23 protein-coding genes and 1 other annotated feature are annotated in these 22214 nt (G+C 26.8%); of the genes, 1 reads left to right on the top strand and 22 read right to left on the bottom strand.

Annotated features, from left to right (window positions below; genetic code table 11):
- Positions 1 to 5: 5 nt before the first annotated feature.
- The 19 genes from D3Z33_RS07675 to D3Z33_RS07765 all read right to left on the bottom strand — a co-directional run bounded on the left by D3Z33_RS07675 (position 6) and on the right by D3Z33_RS07765 (position 17248).
- Positions 6 to 1235: a peptidase U32 family protein gene (locus D3Z33_RS07675; RefSeq protein WP_160197191.1), complete on the bottom strand. Its 1230-nt coding sequence runs from the start codon at positions 1233 to 1235 to the stop codon at positions 6 to 8.
- The gene (locus D3Z33_RS07680) at positions 1232 to 1882 is read right to left on the bottom strand and encodes an O-methyltransferase (protein WP_160197192.1); all 651 of its coding nucleotides are present in this window, start codon (positions 1880 to 1882) and stop codon (positions 1232 to 1234) included. The genes D3Z33_RS07675 and D3Z33_RS07680 overlap by 4 nt, the downstream gene beginning before the upstream one ends.
- A 73-nt stretch (positions 1883 to 1955) precedes the next feature.
- On the bottom strand, positions 1956 to 2981 hold the full coding sequence (gene mltG, locus D3Z33_RS07685; protein ID WP_160197193.1) for an endolytic transglycosylase MltG: 1026 nt from the start codon (positions 2979 to 2981) through the stop codon (positions 1956 to 1958).
- Between the two features lie 142 nt (positions 2982 to 3123).
- Complete coding sequence (locus D3Z33_RS07690) at positions 3124 to 3717, bottom strand: lysine exporter LysO family protein (protein WP_130807199.1); 594 nt, start codon at positions 3715 to 3717, stop codon at positions 3124 to 3126.
- A 1-nt stretch (position 3718) separates the two neighbouring features.
- Positions 3719 to 4039 (bottom strand): LysO family transporter, encoded by a 321-nt coding sequence (locus D3Z33_RS07695; RefSeq protein WP_130807200.1) that lies wholly within the window; start codon positions 4037 to 4039, stop codon positions 3719 to 3721.
- Positions 4040 to 4097: 58 nt separating this feature from the next.
- Positions 4098 to 5765, bottom strand: coding sequence for an RNase J family beta-CASP ribonuclease (locus D3Z33_RS07700; protein ID WP_160197194.1), 1668 nt, complete (start codon positions 5763 to 5765; stop codon positions 4098 to 4100).
- A gap of 96 nt (positions 5766 to 5861) precedes the next feature.
- Entirely contained in the window at positions 5862 to 6308 is a 447-nt protein-coding gene (locus D3Z33_RS07705; protein WP_160197195.1) for a Fur family transcriptional regulator, read from the bottom strand.
- Positions 6309 to 6417: 109 nt separating this feature from the next.
- The gene (locus D3Z33_RS07710; RefSeq protein WP_160197196.1) at positions 6418 to 6657 is read right to left on the bottom strand and encodes a DUF1292 domain-containing protein; all 240 of its coding nucleotides are present in this window, start codon (positions 6655 to 6657) and stop codon (positions 6418 to 6420) included.
- Positions 6658 to 6660: 3 nt separating this feature from the next.
- Entirely contained in the window at positions 6661 to 7086 is a 426-nt protein-coding gene (gene ruvX / locus D3Z33_RS07715) for a Holliday junction resolvase RuvX (protein ID WP_160197197.1), read from the bottom strand.
- An 11-nt stretch (positions 7087 to 7097) separates the two neighbouring features.
- Positions 7098 to 8084 (bottom strand): aldo/keto reductase, encoded by a 987-nt coding sequence (locus D3Z33_RS07720; RefSeq protein ID WP_347561232.1) that lies wholly within the window; start codon positions 8082 to 8084, stop codon positions 7098 to 7100.
- A 65-nt stretch (positions 8085 to 8149) separates the two neighbouring features.
- Positions 8150 to 8383 (bottom strand): IreB family regulatory phosphoprotein, encoded by a 234-nt coding sequence (locus D3Z33_RS07725; protein ID WP_160197294.1) that lies wholly within the window; start codon positions 8381 to 8383, stop codon positions 8150 to 8152.
- Positions 8384 to 8477: 94 nt separating this feature from the next.
- Positions 8478 to 11117 carry an alanine--tRNA ligase gene (gene alaS / locus D3Z33_RS07730; RefSeq protein ID WP_160197198.1) on the bottom strand — a complete coding sequence of 880 codons (2640 nt, stop codon included), beginning with the start codon at positions 11115 to 11117 and terminating at the stop codon, positions 8478 to 8480.
- A 47-nt stretch (positions 11118 to 11164) separates the two neighbouring features.
- Positions 11165 to 11360 (bottom strand) — a binding site (T-box leader).
- A gap of 46 nt (positions 11361 to 11406) precedes the next feature.
- The gene (locus tag D3Z33_RS07735) at positions 11407 to 12579 is read right to left on the bottom strand and encodes an AI-2E family transporter (RefSeq protein ID WP_160197199.1); all 1173 of its coding nucleotides are present in this window, start codon (positions 12577 to 12579) and stop codon (positions 11407 to 11409) included.
- 51 nt (positions 12580 to 12630) lie between these two features.
- Positions 12631 to 12771 (bottom strand): hypothetical protein, encoded by a 141-nt coding sequence (locus D3Z33_RS07740; RefSeq protein WP_160197200.1) that lies wholly within the window; start codon positions 12769 to 12771, stop codon positions 12631 to 12633.
- Between the two features lie 30 nt (positions 12772 to 12801).
- Entirely contained in the window at positions 12802 to 13341 is a 540-nt protein-coding gene (locus D3Z33_RS07745) for a PRC-barrel domain-containing protein (protein ID WP_160197201.1), read from the bottom strand.
- A gap of 113 nt (positions 13342 to 13454) precedes the next feature.
- The gene (gene nifU, locus D3Z33_RS07750; protein ID WP_160197295.1) at positions 13455 to 13874 is read right to left on the bottom strand and encodes a Fe-S cluster assembly scaffold protein NifU; all 420 of its coding nucleotides are present in this window, start codon (positions 13872 to 13874) and stop codon (positions 13455 to 13457) included.
- Positions 13871 to 15031 carry a cysteine desulfurase NifS gene (gene nifS / locus D3Z33_RS07755; RefSeq protein WP_160197296.1) on the bottom strand — a complete coding sequence of 387 codons (1161 nt, stop codon included), beginning with the start codon at positions 15029 to 15031 and terminating at the stop codon, positions 13871 to 13873. The genes nifU and nifS overlap by 4 nt, the downstream gene beginning before the upstream one ends.
- A gap of 52 nt (positions 15032 to 15083) precedes the next feature.
- Positions 15084 to 15527: an RrF2 family transcriptional regulator gene (locus D3Z33_RS07760; RefSeq protein ID WP_160197202.1), complete on the bottom strand. Its 444-nt coding sequence runs from the start codon at positions 15525 to 15527 to the stop codon at positions 15084 to 15086.
- Between the two features lie 92 nt (positions 15528 to 15619).
- Positions 15620 to 17248 carry a sensor histidine kinase gene (locus D3Z33_RS07765; RefSeq protein WP_160197203.1) on the bottom strand — a complete coding sequence of 543 codons (1629 nt, stop codon included), beginning with the start codon at positions 17246 to 17248 and terminating at the stop codon, positions 15620 to 15622.
- 200 nt (positions 17249 to 17448) lie between these two features.
- On the opposite strand from D3Z33_RS07765, the gene gdhA reads away from it, so the two are divergent.
- Positions 17449 to 18786, top strand: a complete 1338-nt coding sequence (gene gdhA / locus D3Z33_RS07770; protein ID WP_160197204.1) for an NADP-specific glutamate dehydrogenase — start codon at positions 17449 to 17451, stop codon at positions 18784 to 18786.
- A gap of 29 nt (positions 18787 to 18815) precedes the next feature.
- Here gdhA and D3Z33_RS07775 read toward each other — a convergent pair whose 3' ends face one another.
- The 3 genes from D3Z33_RS07775 to D3Z33_RS07785 form a co-directional block, all read right to left on the bottom strand.
- The gene (locus tag D3Z33_RS07775) at positions 18816 to 19733 is read right to left on the bottom strand and encodes a pseudouridine-5'-phosphate glycosidase (RefSeq protein ID WP_160197205.1); all 918 of its coding nucleotides are present in this window, start codon (positions 19731 to 19733) and stop codon (positions 18816 to 18818) included.
- A complete protein-coding gene (locus D3Z33_RS07780; protein ID WP_160197206.1) occupies positions 19727 to 20818 on the bottom strand; it encodes a PfkB family carbohydrate kinase in 1092 nt (363 codons plus the stop codon). The genes D3Z33_RS07775 and D3Z33_RS07780 overlap by 7 nt, the downstream gene beginning before the upstream one ends.
- A gap of 66 nt (positions 20819 to 20884) precedes the next feature.
- Complete coding sequence (locus tag D3Z33_RS07785) at positions 20885 to 22150, bottom strand: AAA family ATPase (protein ID WP_160197207.1); 1266 nt, start codon at positions 22148 to 22150, stop codon at positions 20885 to 20887.
- Between the last annotated feature and the right edge of the window lie 64 nt (positions 22151 to 22214).

Consider the following 22214-nt stretch of genomic DNA (forward strand, 5'->3'; position numbering starts at 1 on the left):
ATGTATCATTCCTCTCTAGCTTTTCTTATCATATCCCATTTTTCTACGGGCTTATTAACCTTTATTTTAAATATTTGTTTTGCACGTGGTGCTACATCAATTTCTTTGCCTTCTTCATCAAACATTTCAGTGATTTCTTGATTATAAAAACCTTTATTAGGACCAAAAATTTCAATTTTATCATTTTTAAATACTCTGTTTCTTTGTTCAACAGTTGCAAGCTTATTTTCTTTATCATAATCTAAAATCAAACCTATAAAATCATAGTTTCTTATATAAGAACTAGATCCATATAATTGATCCTCACTATTAGGTTTATCAAAATAAAACCCTGTTGTAAAATCCCTGTAACTTGCTTTTTTAATTTCATTTAACCATTCTTTATTGTACTTATAATTTTTAGTATCTTTTAAATAAGCATCAATTGCCATCCTATATGACCTTATAACTGTAGCTACATAGTATGAACTCTTCATACGTCCTTCTATTTTAAGACTTTTTACGCCTGAATCTATAAGCTTTGGAAGATGTTCTATCATACATAAATCTTTTGAATTAAATATATAAGTACCTTTATCATCCTCATAAACTGGATAATATTCTCCTGGTCTTTTTTCTTCGACTAAGTTATATTTCCAACGACATGCTTGTGCACATTCACCTCTATTAGCATCTCTCCCTACCATATAATTACTAAGTAAGCACCTTCCAGAATAAGAAATACACATTGCACCATGAACAAAAGCTTCTATATCTAGAGTATCTAGAGTATTATTTTTTATATTTTCTATTTCTTCAAGAGACAATTCTCTTGCAACTACAATTCTTTTTACTCCTTGCTGATGCCAAAAATTAGCTGTACTATAATTAGTTGTATTAGCCTGTGTACTCAAATGTATTTCCATGTTAGGTACAACTTTCTTTACAATTGAAAAAACTCCAGGATCAGCTACTATAAAAGCATCTACATTTGCTTTTTCTAAATCTAATATATATTTTTCTAAACCTTCTAAATCCTCATTATGCGGAATAATATTTAGTGTTATATATACTTTTTTATCTCTTTCATGTGCATACTGTACTCCAGATTTTATCTCATCTATAGAAAAGTTTTTAGCTTTAGCTCTAAGACCAAATTCTTCTCCTCCTAGGTATACTGCATCAGCACCATAATTTATTGCCATTTTTAATTTTTCTAAATCTCCTGCTGGTGCTAATAATTCAATATCTTTCATCTATTTTCACTCTCCTTATATGATAAAGCAACCCCATCTCCAATTGGTATAATACTTGTTGTAAGTTCTGAATGATTAGATATATCATCTAAATATTCTCTCATTCTTCTTACTATTGTCTTTTTTCTTCTAACAACTAAATCATCATTTGCTACCATACCTTTAAAAAGAACATTGTCAGACAAGATTATACCTTTATCTTCAAGCATATTTATACAATAAGGTAAAAACTCCATATACTTTCCTTTAGCTGCATCTATAAATATAAAGTCAAACTTTTTATTTAACTTAGGTAGTATGTCTTTTGCTTCACCATGCTTTACTTCTATATTTTTTATTCCTGACTTTTCAATATTTTCATTTGCAAGTTTAACCATATTTTCTTGTCTTTCTATAGTTATAATATTTCCTTCTTTTATACTATTACTCATTACTATAGATGAATATCCTATTGCCGTACCTATCTCTAATATATTTTTAGAATCTTTTATTTTTAAAATAACTCTCATAAATTCGGCAACTTCTGGATGAATTATAGGTATATTATTCTCTTGGGCAAATTCTTCTAACTGAACCAAAAAACTGTCTCTTTTTGGTAATACACTTCTTATATAATCTTCTATATAATCTTTGTTTATATTACTCAAATAAATCTCTCCTCAATTCACACTAATAATACGTGGTCTATTATACCACGTATTATTAGCAAATAAAATTAAATTATTTTCCATTTTTAACTTTTAAAAATTCATTGTAATCATCTGTAAAAAAGTGTTCTCCACTTCCATCCTTTTTTAATACATAAAATATATAATCAGTATTTTCTGGATTTAAACTAGCATTTATAGATTCTATTCCTGGTGAACATATAGGTCCAACTGGTAAACCTTTGTTCTTATATGTATTATAAATAGAATCTACCTCTAAATCATCATATGTTAGCTTTTCTTTTCTATTTTCTAATGCATATTGTATAGTAGCATCAATTTGCAATGGCATGTCTATTTTTAATCTATTATAAATAACAGATGAAACTAAATTTCTATCCTTATCTACTTTTGCTTCTCGTTCTACTAATGAAGCTAATGTTATTAATTCATAAACACTTAAATCTAATGGAATTTCTTTATTTTTTATTATTTCATTATATTTATTGTTAAATTCATCTAACATTCTTTTGATAATTTCATACTCTGTTGAGTCTTTATATATTTGATAAGTATTTGGATATAAATAACCTTCCATATTCATCTTTTCAGGTATGTCATTTAAAAATTTATATTCTTTTGAAAACTTTTCAATATCATAAGTTAAATCTATAAATTTATCTTTATTGATAATATTTTCATTTGCTAATTTTTCTGCTATTTCTTCAATAGTAAAACCTTCTGGAATTGTGAATTTAATTGTCTCTCCATCTTTTCCTCCTACAACTAACTTATTTAGAATTTCTTCAGGAGTCATGCTAGAATCAAATTCATAAAATCCAGCTTTAAGTTTTCCCTCTGTACCTTTTATACGAGATACTATTCTAAATACATTCTTATCTCTTATTAAATTATTTTCTTTTAATATTTTAGCTATATCACTAGTAGTACTTCCAGATTGTATTTCAACTTTTACACTCTTTTGTTCTCCATCAGATGACACTGGTCGAGTATTTAACTCATAATAATACTTCAATCCTCCTAAAACAATTATTAATAGTACTACACTAATTATTAAAACTTTAACCATTTTATTCATTAATCTACCCCTCAATAATTTCTATTATATTAATTTAATTATATAATTTAAATATCTTTTTTACAAGATATTTAAAGAAAAGCGAAAATCAGTACTGATTTTCGCTTTTCTTTGAGCATAATACATTTATTTTAATATTTCTTTATAAACTAATCATAAATGGTACTAAAATTGGTACTGATGTTGAAAGTATAACTCCTGTTACAAATGAAATTATAGCAGTCTTTGGATTAGTAGCTTTTGCAATAATAGGCAAAGTAGTATCCATTGCAGTTGCACCAGATGGTGCTATTGCTTCTAAATCACCTATATATTTAGCTACTATTGGTATCAATATTAAAGCCAATATCTCCCTTACTACATTAGATAAAAATGATAATGTACTAAGCTCTGGAGAATAGTTTGCAAGCATCATAGATGATAATGTATACCATCCAAGACCTGCTCCTACAGCTCCTGATTCATTTACTGGAAATCCTAATAAGAATCCTGCTATTATAGCTCCAAAGACACTTCCTAATATAATCATAAAAGGTATTAATAAAATTTTGAATCCAATTTTTTTTATTTTTGTAAGTACGTCTATATTTATTCCTATGTCTATACCTACAAAAAATAAAAGTATACATAAGCCTATATCTATAATGATATCAGAATGATTTATTATAAAATCAGGTTCAAGAAAAAAACCAACTAATATACCCCCAATTACAGATAATATAACCTTAATACTCATATCAAACTTCCCCCTCTTTTTCTTCTTCATCAGTCATATCATTCTTATTAAAAATAAAGCGTCTTATTATCATTACAAAACCAACACTTAGTGCAATTGAAAAAACAGAAAAAATAAAAGCTTGATATCCTAGTGTAAAAAATGAAGAAATTACTTCTTTGTCGCCTCCAATTTTTATTCCCATTACAAACAATAATATTAAAATAGAAATTGATTGTATTGAGATTAACTTGTCTAAAATATTCTTATGTACAAAATCTTTATATCCTATATATGCACCTACCAATATTATTGATAGATATAGAATAAGTCTTAAAGTCATAACACTCCCCCCAATTTATCTAAATTTACAGCCACAGCAGAAGCTGTGACTGTAAAATTTATATTTCCATTATTATTGGTAATATCATAGGATTTCTCTTTATTTTCTGATATAAATAATTTCTTAAAGAATCCCTTACCCTAGATTTAAGGGTAGACCAATCTGTGATTTGATTTTTTTCACAATCTAATAAAACATTTCTAACTACATTTTTTGCTTCTACCATAAGATCTTCAGATTCCCTTACATATACAAATCCTCTAGAAACTAAATCTGGCCCTGAAACAACCTTGCCATCTTCTTTCTTAATAGTTACAACCACAACTATTAATCCATCTTCAGAAAGATGTTTTCTATCTCTTAAAACTATGTTACCAACATCTCCTACTCCTAGACCATCAACTAATATATGACCTGAAGGTACATTTCCATTAAGTTTAGCATCCGACCTACAAACCTCTAATACTGAACCATTCTCAAGTATAAATATATTATCTCTATCAAGTCCTAAATCTTCAGCTAACTGGGCATGTTGTTTTAAATGTCTATACTCACCATGAACCGGTATAAAATACTTAGGTTTTATTAATGAATGTATCAATTTCAATTCTTCTTTGCAGGCATGACCAGATACATGTACATCTGCTAATGCCTCATATATTACGTTTGCTCCTTTTTTAAATAATTGATTTATAACTCTAGCTACTGTTTTTTCATTTCCAGGTATTGGTGTAGCAGATATAATTACTAAATCACCAGGAATTAATTCCATTTTTCTATGGTCAGAAAAAGCAAGTCTTGATAATGCAGCCATAGGCTCTCCTTGACTACCAGTAGTTATAATAGTTATTTTATTATCTGGGTATTTATTCATATCATTTATATCAATAATTGTTCCTTCTGGAATATCTAAATACCCAAGTTCAGTAGAAACCTTAACTACATTTATCATGCTCCTACCTGATACAACAATCTTTCTATCAAACATAACAGCAGCATTAACAATCTGCTGAATTCTGTGAACATTTGATGCAAAAGTTGCTACAATTATTCTACCTTCAGCATCCATAAATATATCATTAAAAGTATTACCAACTGTTTTCTCACTCATTGTAGATCCGGTTCTCTCTACATTTGTACTATCTGCAAGTAAAGCTAATACCCCTCTGCTACCTAAGTCAGCAAATCTATTTAAATCCATCATTTTACCATTTATAGGTGTATAATCAATTTTAAAATCCCCTGTGTGAACTATAGCACCTTCAGGTGTATGAATAGCTAATGCAACTGCATCTGGAATACTATGATTAACTCTTATATATTCTACAACCATAGAACCAAGTTTTGTCTTTTGACCTGCTTTTACAATATTTAAGTTTGCATTTTTTATACCTTTTTCATTAAGTTTATTTTCTACTAATCCTAATGTTAATTTTGTTCCATAAACAGGTGTACTTACTTTTTGTAATACATATGGTAATGCTCCTATATGATCTTCATGTCCGTGAGTCAATACAATAGCTCTTATTTTATCTTTATTTCTTTCTAAATATGTTATATCAGGAATTACTACATCTATACCTAACATTTCATCTTCTGGAAATATTATTCCACAATCTACTACTATAATATCATTCTTATATTCAATAACTGTTATATTTTTTCCAATTTCATATAATCCGCCTAATGGGATTATCTTAACTTTAGGTGTTTGTTGTTTTCCCACCTTATCACTCTCCTTAACAAATCTACTATCTATTGTATCGATCCTTTGACATTTAATAAAATTACTCTTATATGGAAATCAATGCTACTTAAATATTTAACTTCTCTTTTCATTACATGATTCACAGTATCCAAAAAATTTCACATTGTGATCTACTATTTTAAATTTACTTTCATTTTCGATTTTTTCTTCAAGATTATCTAATAAATCAATTTCAACTTCAAAAACCTCTCCACATTCTAAACATATTAAATGATGATGTTGATGATCATTAGTGTTAGTATTAAGTTCATATCTATTACAACCATCATTAAAATTTATTTTTCTAACGACTTCTAACTCATCTAATAGTTGTAAAGTTCTATATACAGTAGCAAGACCTACTTCTGGATATTTATCCTTAACCATATCATATACTTCTTCCGGACTAAGATGGCTACCTGTATTCTCTACAAATACATCATATATTACTCTTCTTTGAGTAGTAAGTTTGTATCCTTTTTCTTTTAATTTTGTTCTCAACACTTCAAATAATGATTCCATTTAATCACCCGTTTCCCTTAAATATACTATAATCATATATCTTTATTAGTTGAATGTCAATATCAACTAATATTAATACTCAATTGATAATAATATTAGTTATGCTTTACTATTCTTTTTCATCTAAAAGCTCTAAATATAAAGTACTTACTTCATCAAATTCTTTTTGGCTTTCAATCTCAGATAAAAAAGATTCTCCATTTTCATCATAACCTACTTTTAATAAAAGTGATTCTTCTATATCATCTGGCTGTATTACAGCATACTCATCATCATCAACTTCAAAGAAATCAACGATTTCAAAATTATGCTCAACACCATTTTCATCTAAAAACTTAAATTTTTCCATTTCTTATTTCTCCTTTCTACTTATTGTATCCAAATAAGTCTGTAATATATATATTGCAGCTAATTTATCTACAACATTCTTTCTTTTTTTTCTAGAAACATCTGCTTCTATGAGAGTTTTTGTGGCAGAAACTGTAGATAACCTTTCATCTTGATAGACTATATCTATATCAATATATTTTTTTAATTTTTCTGCAAATTTTTTTACTTTTTCTCCTTGAGGCCCTAAAGTATTATTCATATTTTTTGGAAGCCCTATAACTATTTTTGATACATGCTTTTCATTTATTATTTCTACAATTTCTTGCAAATCTTTTTTTATATTTGTTCTTTTAATAGTTTTTATACCTTGAGCAGTAAAACCCAATGGATCACTTACAGCAACTCCAACAGTTTTATCACCTACATCTAGACCTAATAACCTTCCCATTTAATCATTCCTTAAATTATTTTTATACAAAATTCACTACAATATTTCCCACAATAACCACATAATACACATTTATTTAAATCTACAATTGATTTACTATTCTTTATACTTAATGCATTGTGTTTACATGCACTTACACATTTTCCACATCCAATACACCATTCAGCTATATGAAGTTTCCTATTAGTATTTCTTATTTTAGCTTTTAAATTACTATCAATATATCTTTTATTTAATAAGTTTATATTTGCATCTATTTCAGCTCTAGATTGAAGTCCTATTGCTATAGAATTTATTTCTTTTATATCTTGTACAAAATTAAATGCCTCTTCAACGTTATTTAGTAAGTGTCCACCACCTAAAGGTTTCATTCCATATATACCTTTACCAGCATTATGACATTTTTTAATTGCTTTTATCATATCTAAAGTTGTTCCATCTTGAATTCCAATACCTAATTTATTTATTATTGGATGAACTACTTCTATTTCATCATATTTAAGTGCAGCTAAAACTCCTTCAACTCTATGAGTTGAAATTCCTATTGCTCTTATAAGTCCTTTTTCCTTAGCTTTTAAAAAATACTCTATTGCTTCAAAATGTCCTTTAATAGTATGTTCACTTTCTTGCTCATGTAACAAAAATAAATCTATGTAATCTGTATTTAATTCTCTTAAAGCCTTATCTAAACTTTTTTTTGCTGTATCTTTAGAATAGGAATAAGATTTTGTAGATATAACAAATTCTTTTCTATTTATTTTCTCCAAAAATTTATTTATATGTCCATAATTATTATATAATTCTGCAGTATCTAAAAAATTAATCCCTTTATCAAACCCATATTTAATAAGTTCTGCACCTTTTTCATATGAAAAATTTCTTTGAAGAGGACTAATAGTAAGCGATCCAAAACATAATCTAGATACCTCTATATTAGTATTTCCTAACTTAACCGTTTCCATATTTTCACCTATCTTTATTGTATCATATATTTCCAAAATATAATATATTTATAAAAAATAAAGCGGTATTTGATTTATCAAATACCGCTATTTTTATAATATTATTTATTCTTTAAATAACTTTTCAATAACTCTTCTAATAAATCATCTCTTTCCATTTTTCTAATTTTACTTCTAGCATTGTTATGGCTTGTTATATAAGTAGGATCTCCAGATAAAATATAACCTATCATTTGATTTATAGGATTATAACCTTTTTCTTCTAAGGCATGATATACATATACTAAAATATCCTCTGCTTTATTCTTATCATCTTCTGACACATTAAATTTCATTGTCTCATTTATATCACTCACAAAAAACACCCCTCTTTTTATAACAATCTTATATTATTATTATATATCAATAATACTCTTACTTCAATGAGATTTATTTATTTAACTGAGATTCTACTAATGATTTAACTAAATCTAAAGCTTCTTCAATTTTAGAAGATTCATTTCCTCCAGCTTGAGCCATATTAGGTCTTCCACCTCCACCTCCTCCGGTTATCTTTGCAACTTCTCTTATTATATTGCCACAATGAATACCAGATTTAACTGCATCTTCAGTAGCAGTAGCTATAAAATTCACTTTTCCATTTTTTTCAGTAGATAAGACTATTACTGCTTTGTCTAATTTTTCTTTAATTTTATCTCCTAATTGTCTTAAGCCATCAATATCAATACCGTCTATTTTCTTTGTTACTACATTTACACCATTTATATTATAAACATTTTCTAAAATATTATCTAATTTTGAATTTGCAAGTTTAGAATTAAGACTATCTATTTGTTTTTGTAAGTTTCTTACTTCATCCATTATATCATGAGCCTTATCTATTAAATTATCTTTATTAGTTTTCAAAACATCTGATAGAGTATTTAGTTTATCGTTAAGTGACAAATTAAATTCGTATGCTTTCCTTCCAGTTATTGCTTCAATTCTTCTAACACCTGATGCTATTCCTGATTCTGTTAATATTTTAAACATACCTATTTGACTAATATTATTAACATGAGTTCCTCCACATAATTCAATTGTATAATCATCCATTTTTACTACTCTTACTTTTTCACCATATTTTTCATCAAATAATGCAGTTGCTCCCATATCTTTTGCCTTATTAATAGAAGTTTCTACTACTTCTACACCTAATGAATTCCAAATCTTTTCATTGACTTCTCTTTCTATTTTATTTAATTCATCTTTAGTTAAAGATTCAAAATGAGTAAAGTCAAATCTAAGTCTATCATCTGTAACAAGAGAACCAGCCTGATTTACATGTTGTCCTAAAGTATTTTTCAATGCTTTGTGAAGTAAATGTGTTGCAGAATGATTTCTTGCTATATCTAGTCTTCTATTTCTATCTACATGTGCTTCTAAGCTATCTCCAATTTTAAGATGTCCATGTCCTACATTAACTAAATGTAGTAACTTATCATTCTTCTTCTGAGTATCTATTACATATGCCTTAAACTTATCATTTTTAAATATTCCTTTATCTCCTACTTGACCTCCACTTTCTGCATAAAAAGGACTATTTTCTAATAATACATACCCTTCTTCATTTTGACTTAAAGTATCTATTGATTGACTGCCCTTTATAATGGCTATGACTTTTGATTCAGTTGATAATTTTTCATAACCTTCAAATCTGGTTTTTGTATTAATTTTAAAATTAAAATCAGCATCACTGTCCCAATTGTTTTTGTTATCTTTATCTCTTGCACTTCTTGCTCTATTTTTTTGATTTTCCATCTCTAAATTAAACTGTTCTTCGTCTACATCTAATTTTTCATCTTCTAAAATTTCTTTAGTTAAATCTAATGGAAAACCATAAGTATCATAAAGTTTGAATGCCTTATATCCATTTAGAATTGTTTCATTATTATTTTTCATATCATCAATATAATTTTTTAATATTTCAATACCTTGATCTATTGTTTCTTCAAACTTATCTTCTTCAATCTTTATAATTTTTTTGATTTGTAATCTTTTATCTTCTAAATTACTATAAAATTCTTTCCAATTTTCTATTACAACATCTGACAAATTAGATAAAAAGCTATTTTTTATACCTAATAACTTACCATGTCTAGATGCACGTCTGATAAGTCTTCTTAAAACATAACCTCTTCCTTCATTACTTGGTATTACTCCATCAGATACTAAGAAACATATTGCACGTATATGATCAGTTATTACTCTAATTGATACATCATCTTTATTATTGTTTTTATATTTTTTGTTTGTAATTTTTTCTATTTCTTTTATTATAGTTCTAATCGGTTCTATCTCAAAAATATTATCTGCATCATTTAAAACAGCTGTTATTCTTTCAAGCCCCATACCTGTATCTATATTTGGATTAAGAAGTTCTGAATAGTTTCCTAGTTCATCTTTATCGAATTGTGAAAATACTAAGTTCCAAACTTCTACAAACCTATCACATTCACAACCTGGTTTGCAGTTTTCATCTCCACAACTATATTTTTCTCCTCTATCTATATAGATTTCTGAAGATGGACCACAAGGTCCTACTTCAAGTTCCCAAAAATTATCCTCTTTTCCTAATCTCACTATTTTATTTTTAGAAACACCTATTTCATTATTCCAAATATTGTATGCTTCATCATCGTCTAAATATACTGATACCCAAAGTTTTTCCTTTGATATATTCAGTTGTTTTGTCATAAACTCCCAAGCCCAATTTATTGCTTCTCTTTTAAAATAATCACCAAATGAAAAGTTACCTAACATTTCAAAAAAAGTGCCGTGCCTATCTGTCTTACCAACATTTTCTATGTCACTTGTTCGTACACATTTTTGACATGTAGCCATTCTGTTTTTTGGAGGTTTTTTAGTGCCAAGAAAATATGGTTTTAAAGGTGCCATTCCAGCAATTATTAAAAGTAAATTTTTATCATCCTTTGGCACAAGTGAAAAACTATTGGTTACTAAGTGTCCTTTATTTTCAAAGAAATCTAAGTATTTTTTTCTAATCTCATGTAAATTATATTTTTCCATCTAATCTCTCCCTTTCTTAAATAAAAAAGACAAAGACTCTGTCCGCATTTAGGGACGAGCTTTGCCGTGGTACCACCCTATTTAAAAATAGTTTACTCTTGGATTTATAACGGTTTTATCCGAATTCTTTTTTAAAGAATTAAGCTTAAGAGTAGCTTCTATATATTCTTATCAAGTATTTTCACCAAACATACTCTCTCTAAAGATAATTATATATATACTTTTCTCTATCATAGCTATCAATATGTTTTTATATTAATTATAAGAATTATTAATATGTTTGTCAACATTACATACTACTTATTTTCTGAATAGTATGGGATAAAATGATTTTCAAAGTAGTTGTTATCGGTATTGCTAGTAGCATCCCAATAATACCAAATAAATTTCCTGCTACAAGTAAAGCTATAATTATTACAACTGGATGAAGCCCTACTTTATCTCCCATTATCTTAGGTTGTAAAATATTCCCTTCAGCTTGTTGTATAATTATAAATAAAATTAAAACCCATAATGCTTTAATTGGAGTATCTAATAGTGCAAATAACATTGCAAGACCTCCACCTATTATTGGTCCAAAATATGGTATAATATTAGTAACTCCTGCAATAAGCCCTATTGTAAATGCATAATTCACATCTAATATAAGTAATCCTATTGCAGTTAATGTACCTACAAATATTGCTATAATTAATTGACCTCTAATGAAGTTACCTAAAGAATAATCTATTTCACGAGATAGGCTTACAATATTAGGTCTATATTTATTTGGTATAGTTAATACAATATTCTTTTTAAAATACTCTTTATCCTTAACCAAATAAAATACAACTATAGGAATTAATACAACATTTAAAACTTTAGAGAAAAAATTAATTATAAAATCCATAGTTCCTTTTGCAGTATTTACTAAAACACTTTGAAACCTTGATATATTATCTTCTATGCTACTTTTTATTTGATTTAATCCAAATGGTAAATCATCAATATTTTTATAGAAATTATTATATATATTATTTACAAAATCACTAACATCATCTGAGTATTTTGGTAATAATTCAATTAAATTTTTAACTTCTTTAAATATCGCTGGAAAAATTAACACTGAAATCATATATATAATTGCCAAAATTATTAAATAAACTAATAATATACCAAACCCCCTCTTTACTTTCTTTTTTTCTAAAAAATTAACTATAGGATTTATAATATACGCAAGTGCTATAGATATAAATACTGTAAATAATATACTTCTAAGTCCACTAATATTTAATATAAAATAAAATAAAATTATAAATAATAATAATAAACTTAATCCCGCAATTCGCTTTTTACTTATATGTATACCATCTTTTTCATCTAAATATTTATTACCAAATCTAATTAAAAAATAAGCTGAAAGAGATAATAAAACTATAATTGATGCTTCTTTTAAAACATTTAAAATAAAATTAAAATTCATATTCATATTCCCCCTATATCTATCAAGGCAGCTAGAGCTGCCCTGATTTATTTAGAACATATTCATAAACATTTGTCTGGTATTTTTCATCATTTTTCTTTTTTGTCTAGGATTCATCTTAGCTGATGCATACATGCCTACAGCAGATAAGATAGAACCTGCAATTATACCATTCACTAATCTTCTATTCATATTATCACCTCAATATTAGTTTGTGCTAAATCATAAATCTAAGTCAAGAAGTTTTTTGTAATAAATTTTATTTTTTTCATATTCATCCTTAAATTTCTTATCTAATATTAAAGTATTTTCAATTATTTTCATATTATTCATACATGGTATAATATTTCTACCTTCAAAAATATCTTGTAGTATTCCATCAGTAAGAACAAAACCTACTAAATTACCATTTTTTTTGTTAAATATTATATCATTTATATAACCTAAAATTTCTCCGTCTTTTATTATTACTTTTAATCCAATAAATTCAATATCTTCTTTGGTAGCCTTTTCTATCTCAGGGAAATCTTTCAATTTTTCTATCGTATCTTTTTTCTCAATTGCTATAAAATCTTTTCCAAGGTTAAATATATTTTTATATCTTATTATTTTTCCTTCTTTAAATATGCCTTCATCTGAAACTAAAAGTGCTAATATCTTAAGTTTTTTTTTAGAGAAAATTACATCTTTTATATTAGCTATTTTTTCTCCTGTAGTATTATCAATTACACTTAATCTCATTATTTCTTTGGTGCTTTTCAATATTACACCTCGCTTTAGTATGTATTTTATATTATTATTTATATACTTATTATTCCTTTTAAAACCTTTTTTTATTATTTTATTTTATAAAAAAAGCTACTGATAACAGTAGCTTAATGATGATCTTCTTTTGGTTCAAAATCCTTTAATGCTTCTATTTCTACGCCACTTTTTTCAGAATAATCTTTTAAAGCAGCTTTTATAGCTTCTTCAGCAAGTACTGAACAATGCATTTTTACTGGAGGTAGTCCATCTAAAGCCTCAGCAACCGCTTTATTAGTTATTTTCAAAGCATCTTCTATTGTTTTACCTTTTATAAGTTCTGTTGCCATACTTGATGATGCTATTGCAGAACCACATCCAAAAGTTTTAAATTTTATATCAATTATTTTATCATCATCTATTTTAAGATACATTCTCATAATATCTCCACATTTAGCATTTCCTACTTCACCTATACCATCTGCATCTTTAATCTCTCCTACATTCCTAGGATTAGTAAAATGGTCCATAACCTTTTCTGAATACATTATTTGTCCTCCTCTAATTTATCATATAACGGTGACATAGCTCTTAATCTATCTACTATTTTTTTAAGATTTTCTACAACATAATCTATTTCATCTTCTTCATTAAAATCCCCTAATGAAAGTCTTAATGACCCATGCGCTATTTCATGTGGTAAACCCATAGCAAGAAGCACATGTGAAGGATCAAGAGAGCCAGAAGTACATGCAGAGCCACTAGATGCTGCAATTCCTACCATATCCAAACTCAAAAGTAATGCTTCGCCCTCAATGAATTTTAAAGATACATTTACATTACCAGGTAGCCTTTTTTCAGGATGACCATTTAATTTCACATGACTTATATTATCCATTATATTTTTTATTAATTTATCTCTTAATAATATTAGTTTTTCATTATGAGATTCTAAATTTTCATATGCAATTTCTAATGCTTTTGTAAGTCCTACAATATTTGGTATACTTTCAGTACCTGCTCTTCTATTTCTTTCTTGAGCTCCTCCATGTATATATGGATGAAGTTTCACACTCTTTCTTATATATAATGCTCCTACACCTTTTGGACCATAAAGTTTATGTGCTGATAAAGATAATAAATCTATATTTAAATCCTCTACATCAATTTCTATATTTCCTATTGCTTGAACTGCATCTGTGTGAAAATATATATTGTTTTGCTTTGCTATTTTACCAATTTCTGATATTGGTTGAATTGTACCCACTTCATTATTGGCATATATTACACTTATCAATATAGTCTTATCTGTTATTGCATTTTTTAAATCTTCTAAATTAATCATACCATATTCATCTACATCTAAATAAGTAACATCAAATCCATTTCTTTCTAAATATTCACATGTATGAAGAACAGCATGATGCTCTATTTTAGTAGTAATAATATGATTTCCTTTATCTTTATTTCCGAATGCTACCCCTTTTATTGCCCAATTATCTGATTCAGAACCACCACTAGTAAAATATATTTCTCTAGAACTCGCACCCAATATTTTTGCAACTTTTTCTCTAGATTCATCTAATGCTTTTTTTGCTTCTCTACCTTTTTTGTATATACTTGAAGGATTTCCATAAAATTCTTTAAAATAAGGTATCATGCTATCTAAAACTTCTTTTTTTACAGGAGTAGTAGCAGCGTTATCCATATATACTTCTCTATTCAATTCATCATCTCCTCATTTATCATAAAATTCATAATTAGATATAATACATATAGTTACCATCTATATTTTTTTGTTCATCTACCATGTCTTGAAGTGTTAAAGAGTCTATTACATCATTAATGCTATCTCTAATTTTCATCCATACTCCTCTAGTTACACAATATTCTCCTTTGGGACAATCTACAGCTTCACCTTCTATTACACAGTCTGAAGGCGCAATACTTCCTTCTAGTGACCTTATTATATCTCCAACAGTTATATTTTTTGGTTCTTTTGCTAATAGATACCCCCCTTGGGCTCCACGTACACTATTTACTAAGCTATCTTTTTTTAATGTTGCAATTAGTTGCTCCAAATAGTGTTCAGATATATTTTGTTTTTCTGCAATATCCTTAAGAGGAAGAGGTCCTTTTCCAAAATGTAAAGCTAATTCAAACATTGCTTTTAAGCCATATCTACCTTTTGTGGATAATTTCATATTATCACCCTTTCAATTCCTACTATATAGGTTGGTATTATAGTAATAGTATAATATAACCTAATATCATTGTCAATATTATATCGAATAATCTATTCAATAGGAAATTTCACAATAAAATAATTTCCATCTTTAATCATTAATTCTACATTACCATTATTTTTTTCAACAAGTTTTTTTACTATATATAATCCTAAACCTCTTCCTTTTTTTGCATTTGTAGAATAATTTTTATCAAAAATTTTATCTTTTATACTTTCTTGTATCAAAGGCTTATTATTATATATACAAAAAATATAATTACCTAGTTGTTCTTTAATTTCAATCTTTAATAATTTATAAGTTTCATCAGTATTTTTTAATGCTTCTATAGAGTTCTTCAATAAATTTGTCAATATTTTTGATAAATCATATATATCTATATTTATATTATCAGGTAATTTTTCTACATCGATATCTACATCAATATTATTTTTCTTTGCTTTATTCACAGCAGAATAAATTACAGCTTCAATTTCAGGTATCCCAATTTTATATTCTTTAGTTATTAAAGTACCTTCTTTTACTATACCCTTTATATATTGTTTTGCTTTATTATTTTCTTTCATCTCTACTAGTCCTTGTATTATCTGGAGTTGATTAAAAAAATCATGTTTGTACATTCTAAGTTTAGTGTTTGTATCTTCTGCAATATTTAATTTATAATTAGTAATCTCTTTATCAGATATTAGTTTAGAAAAAAACAATAATTCACTAATTATCCATAAAGCCAATAATAAACCTGCAAATATTAATAATATAAAATTATCTATTAAAAATATTTTCGATTTTTTTGATATAGGAGCTAATGATTGAATTATTGTTAAATACAATCCATTAGTACCTTCAATTTTTGAAGCACCTAGTAATAATTTTTCATTATCAAAATTAAATTCCTTTGTTTTTATATTTGAAGATGAAGATACTATACTATCTATTTCTTTAGTAAATTTATAATCAACTTTCCTATTATATGCAATCTTTTCATTATTATCATATATAACTATATCCTTCAAATCTATCATTGGAATATCATTATATAATGAACGTATTTGATCAGTTTTAATAATTCCTAACAATAACCCAGTTTGAGTAACTTTATTTCTTCCCTGTAATCCATTTTTTTCAATAATTGCTTCTGGTAAAACATATGACAATTTATTTATAACAATCAAATCATTTTTTTTATTATACATCCATTTTTGCTGATTATTATTTTTAGAAAAATCTTCTAGTATATCCTTATCTAAGAATTTATCAATTTCTATTTTTTCGTCTTCACTTGAAAATATTTCTCCTGAATTACTTAAAAAAAATAAAGATTCAATATTTTTATTTTTATTTTTAGACTCAACTAAAATATTATGTAAATAAGCATCTAATCTAACTTTATATTTCTCTTCTAAACTATTATACCTGTATAAAGATGCATTAGAAGAATTGTTATTTGCTATTTCATGTATTGTATCTTGCAAAGATTTAAATTCATAACTTATAGTTTGAGACGATTTATATAATGTTTGTTCTAATGCTCTAACTCTTTCTTCTTTCAATAATTCTACATTTTGATGGTATAGAAATATCATATTTAAAATTAATGGTATAAAAATTAAAAGTACTATTATTATTATCAGTCTTTTCCTAATTATTTTACTATTTATTAATTCCTTAAGAAATCCCATTGAATTCACTTCTCCCCAAGCTGTATTCCCCAGGAAATACAGCTTTATAAAGTTTTTGTATCGAATCTTTAGTTATTTTGTCATATTATAGCAATAAAATTATATCAAATTTCACTATAAAAAACAATTTTATAAGCTTATTAATATATTTTTATATTTTAACATATATAAGGGTATAAGATATAAAAGGAGTTGATAAAATGGAGATTATAAAAAATGTTCTAAGTGATGTAAAAAAAAGAAATCCTAATGAACCTGAATTCTATCAAGCAGTAGAAGAAGTATTAAATTCAATTACTCCTGTACTTGAAAAAAATGAAAGGTATAGAAATACAGGAATATTAGAAAGATTAGTAGAGCCCGAAAGACAAATAATTTTTAGGGTGCCATGGGTAGATGATAACGGCAAAGTAAGAGTAAATAGAGGGTTTAGGATACAATTTAATAGTGCCATAGGTCCATATAAAGGTGGAATAAGATTTCACCCTTCAGTTTATTCAGGAATAGTTAAATTCTTAGGATTTGAACAAATATTTAAAAACTCTCTTTCTGGTTTACCCATAGGAGGAGGAAAAGGTGGTGCTGACTTTGATCCTAAGGGCAAATCTGATGGAGAAATAATGCGATTTTGTCAATCTTTTATGAATGAACTCTTTAGACACATTGGAGCTGATATAGATGTACCAGCAGGAGACATTGGAGTAGGAAAAAGAGAAATAGGATATTTATTTGGTCAGTATAAAAAATTAAAAAATGGTTACGAAGCAGGTGTATTTACTGGAAAAGGACTTACATATGGTGGTTCCTTAGTAAGAAAAGAAGCAACTGGTTACGGACTTATATATTTTGTTAAAAAAATGTTAGAACAAAATGGTCATTCATTAGAAGGTAAAAAAGTTATAATTTCAGGAGCAGGTAATGTTGCAATTTATGCTTGTGAAAAAGCTCAACAATTGGGAGCTAAAGTAATTGCTATGTGTGATTCAAAAGGATATATATATGATGAAAAAGGTATAAATATAGATACAATTAAAACAATAAAAGAAATTAAAAGACAAAGAATAAGTGAATATACAAATTATAATCCTAATGCTGAATACTATGGAAATCAGAGAGATATTTGGAATGTGAAATGTGATTTAGCTTTACCTTGTGCAACTCAAAATGATATAGGTATAGAAGAAGCTGAAAAATTAATTGAAAATCAAGTTAAGTTTATAGGTGAAGGTGCTAATATGCCTTGTACAAATCAAGCTCTCGAACTATTTTTAAAAAACAATATATTAGTTGCACCAGCTAAAGCTGCAAATGCTGGAGGAGTTTCAACTTCAGCACTTGAAATGAGTCAAAATAGTATTAGATTATCTTGGTCATTTGAAGAAGTAGATGAAAAATTAAAAGAAATTATGGAAAATATTTTTGAACTTACTAGTAAATCTGCTATGAAATATAGTTCAAAAACTAACTATATAGCAGGAGCAAATATCGCTGGTTTTATAAAAGTAGCTGAAGCAATGCTTTCTCAAGGAGTAATATAAAAAAAGCCTCTGCAGAGGCTTTTTATTGCTTATTTAGAATTTAATAAATCATATGCCAGTTTTGATCCTACAATAGCATTGTTATATACTAATTTAATATTTGCTTCTAAACTTTTCCCTTTAGTTACATCTTTTATTTTAGATAATAAATATGGAGTAGCTTCTTTTCCTTTGATATTATTTTCTTCTGCTTCTTTTACTGAATTTTCTATAACATTATTTATCATATCACTATCCATTTCATATTCTGTTGGAATTGGATTACCTATTACAATACCACCATTTAAATTCAATTTCCATTTCATATTTATAGCTTCTGCTAACTCTTTTGTATTTTCTACTTTATAATCTACTCCAAATCCACTTTTTCTAGTATAAAATGCTGGAAATTCATCAGTTCCAAATCCAACTACTGGTACACCATGAGTTTCTAAATATTCTAAAGTTAATCCTATATCAAGAATAGATTTTGCACCAGCACATACTACAGCTACATTTGTATTTGCAAGCTCCATTAAATCAGCAGATATATCAAATGTTTCCTGCGCATTTCTATGAACTCCTCCTATTCCACCAGTTGCAAATACTTTAATTCCTACCATTTCACTGATTATCATAGTAGATGCCACAGTAGTTGCTCCGTTTAATTTCTTAGATAATATAAAAGGTAAATCTCTTCTACTAGTCTTAACAACATCTTTTGCTTTCCCTAAATATTCCAATTCATCATCATTTAATCCGACTTTAATTTTCCCATCTAATATTGCAATTGTAGCTGGAATACTTCCATTTTCTCTAACAAGTTTTTCAACTTTTCTTGCCGTTTCAACATTTTGAGGGTATGGCATTCCATGGGAAATTATAGTTGATTCAAGTGAAACTACTGGTTTATTTTCATCTAAAGCCTTTTTAACCTCATCTTTTATTTCAATATATTCTTTTAACATATATTCATCTCCTCTATTATATTTTTTATATTATTTATAGACATATCTCTACTTACAGTATTATAGCTTTTCATTGTAATAATTGATGCACCAATTGAAAATATTACTCTTTCTTCTAAAGAAAAATCGTTTAAATATCCATATATAAGTGATGCCATAAAAGAATCTCCAGCTCCAGTAGCATTAATTATATCTATTTCTGGACTTTTGATATGACCAGATGTATTTTCATTTTTATAAAATACTCCTTCTTTACCAAGTGTAATAATAATATTTTTTACACCCTTATTTAAGAAGTAATTTGCTACCTTTTCCAAGTCATTTTTGCTTTTTATTTTTATTCCACTAAGAATTTCAGCTTCATATTTATTAGGTTTAATTGTATGAAACTTACCTATGATATCTTTTATTTTTAATGCTTTAGTAGTAGACACTGTATCTATAAATATATCTTTATGGCTATAATTATTTGTAATATAATCTATAGTCTCTTTAGTTAAATTTGTATCCAATACTATACATTTAGACATGTTTATGATTCCAGATTTTTCCCTTAAAAATTCAGATGTTATTTCATTAAAAATATCCATTGCTGATATTGCAACATCCATATCTCCATCATTGTCTAATATTGATAAATACGTAGATGTAGAATGTTTTTTAGAAATTAACATATTATCTGTAACTATATTTGAGAATTTAAGTTCATTTAATACTTTTTTTCCATAAATATCATCACCAATTGCAGAAATTAGATTAACATTTTCTTTTAATAAAGATAAATTTTCAGCAATATTTCTTGCAACCCCACCAACAGAAAGCTCAATTTTACCTGGATTTGAGTCATTTCTAATTAGCTTCTCATTACTAAATCCTTGTATATCTATATTGCTTCCACCAATTACTATTATTTCTTGATTATTGAGTATATAACCCTTACCTTTTATTATACCTTTCTTTATCAAATTACCAATATGAACCGCTACAGAAGAACGTTTTATATTTAATATATCTGCAAGTTCCTTTTGGCTTATAAGAGGATTTTCACTTATAAGTTTTAAAATTTCTCGTTCTCTACCTGTCATTTCATCACCAACTTAAGTTTATATTATAAGCTTATGCTTACATTGTATATTATTTAAAAGCTTTTATCAAGTATTTTTTCTAATTTTATTTTGATATTCACTATATTTATTTTCTAATTTATTATCTGCAGCTTTATAATATTTTCTTCCTTTTAAATCATCAGGTAAATATTCTTGACTAACATAATGATTTTTATAATTATGAGGATATTTATACTGTAATCCTCTCTCCATGCTTTTCGCACCTTTATAATGACTATCTTTTAAATGTTTTGGAATTTCACCAATATTACCTTTATCTAAATCTTCTAATGCTTTATCTATAGAAATATATGCTGAATTTGATTTAGGAGAATTTGATAATAATATGGTTGCTTGAGATAATGGTATTCTAGCTTCAGGTAATCCTAATTTATATGCAGCTTCTACACAACTATTTGTAATAGTGATTGCATTTGGATAAGCTAATCCTATATCTTCTGATGCAATAACTAGTAACCTTCTACATATAGATATTAAATCACCAGCCTTTATAAGGCGAGCCAAATAATGAATTGCTGCATCAGCATCACTACCTCTAATTGATTTTTGAAAGGCACTAAGGGTATCATAATGATTATCTCCAAATTTATCATAATTAAAACCAGAAGTTTGAGTACATTCTTTAGCAACATCTAAATTAATATAAATTTCTTTTTTATTTAAACAATAATATATTGCTGATTCTAAATCATTTAATCCTCTTCTTAAATCTCCATTTGACATATTTGCAATATAATATAGAGCCTTCTCATCGTATTTTATATTTTTTTTCACTATTTTCTCTTCTGAAATAACTATACCTCTTTTTAAACCTTCTACAATTTCATCATTATTTAATTTCTTAAATTCAAATACTGTAGATCTACTTATAATTGCATTAAATATTGTAAAATACGGATTTTCTGTAGTGCTAGATATAAGAGTAATTTCTCCACTTTCTATAAATTTAAGTAAGGATTGTTGCTGCTTTTTATTAAAGTTCTGAATTTCATCTAAATATAGTAAAATTCCTTTATTTGCTAGAAAAGTATCTATTTCCTCTGTTATCATTTTAATATCTTTTACAGATGCATTAGTAGCATTTAATTTATATAATTTTTTATTTGTAGATTCTGCTATGATATTTGCAACAGTGGTTTTTCCAGTTCCAGGAGGACCATAAAAAATCATATTTGGTATATGTTTTGATTGAATTATATTCTTTAGTAACTTATTATTTCCTAATATATGAGTTTGACCTATAACTTCTTCTATTTTTTTAGGTCTTATAATATCTGCTAATGGTTTCACTTTATCACCTTTCCAAAAAAATTAAGGATATAAGAAATTTCTTATATCCTTTAAATTTATTCTA

Source organism: Senegalia massiliensis (genome assembly GCF_009911265.1).
GTDB lineage: Bacteria > Bacillota > Clostridia > Tissierellales > SIT17 > Anaeromonas > Anaeromonas massiliensis_A.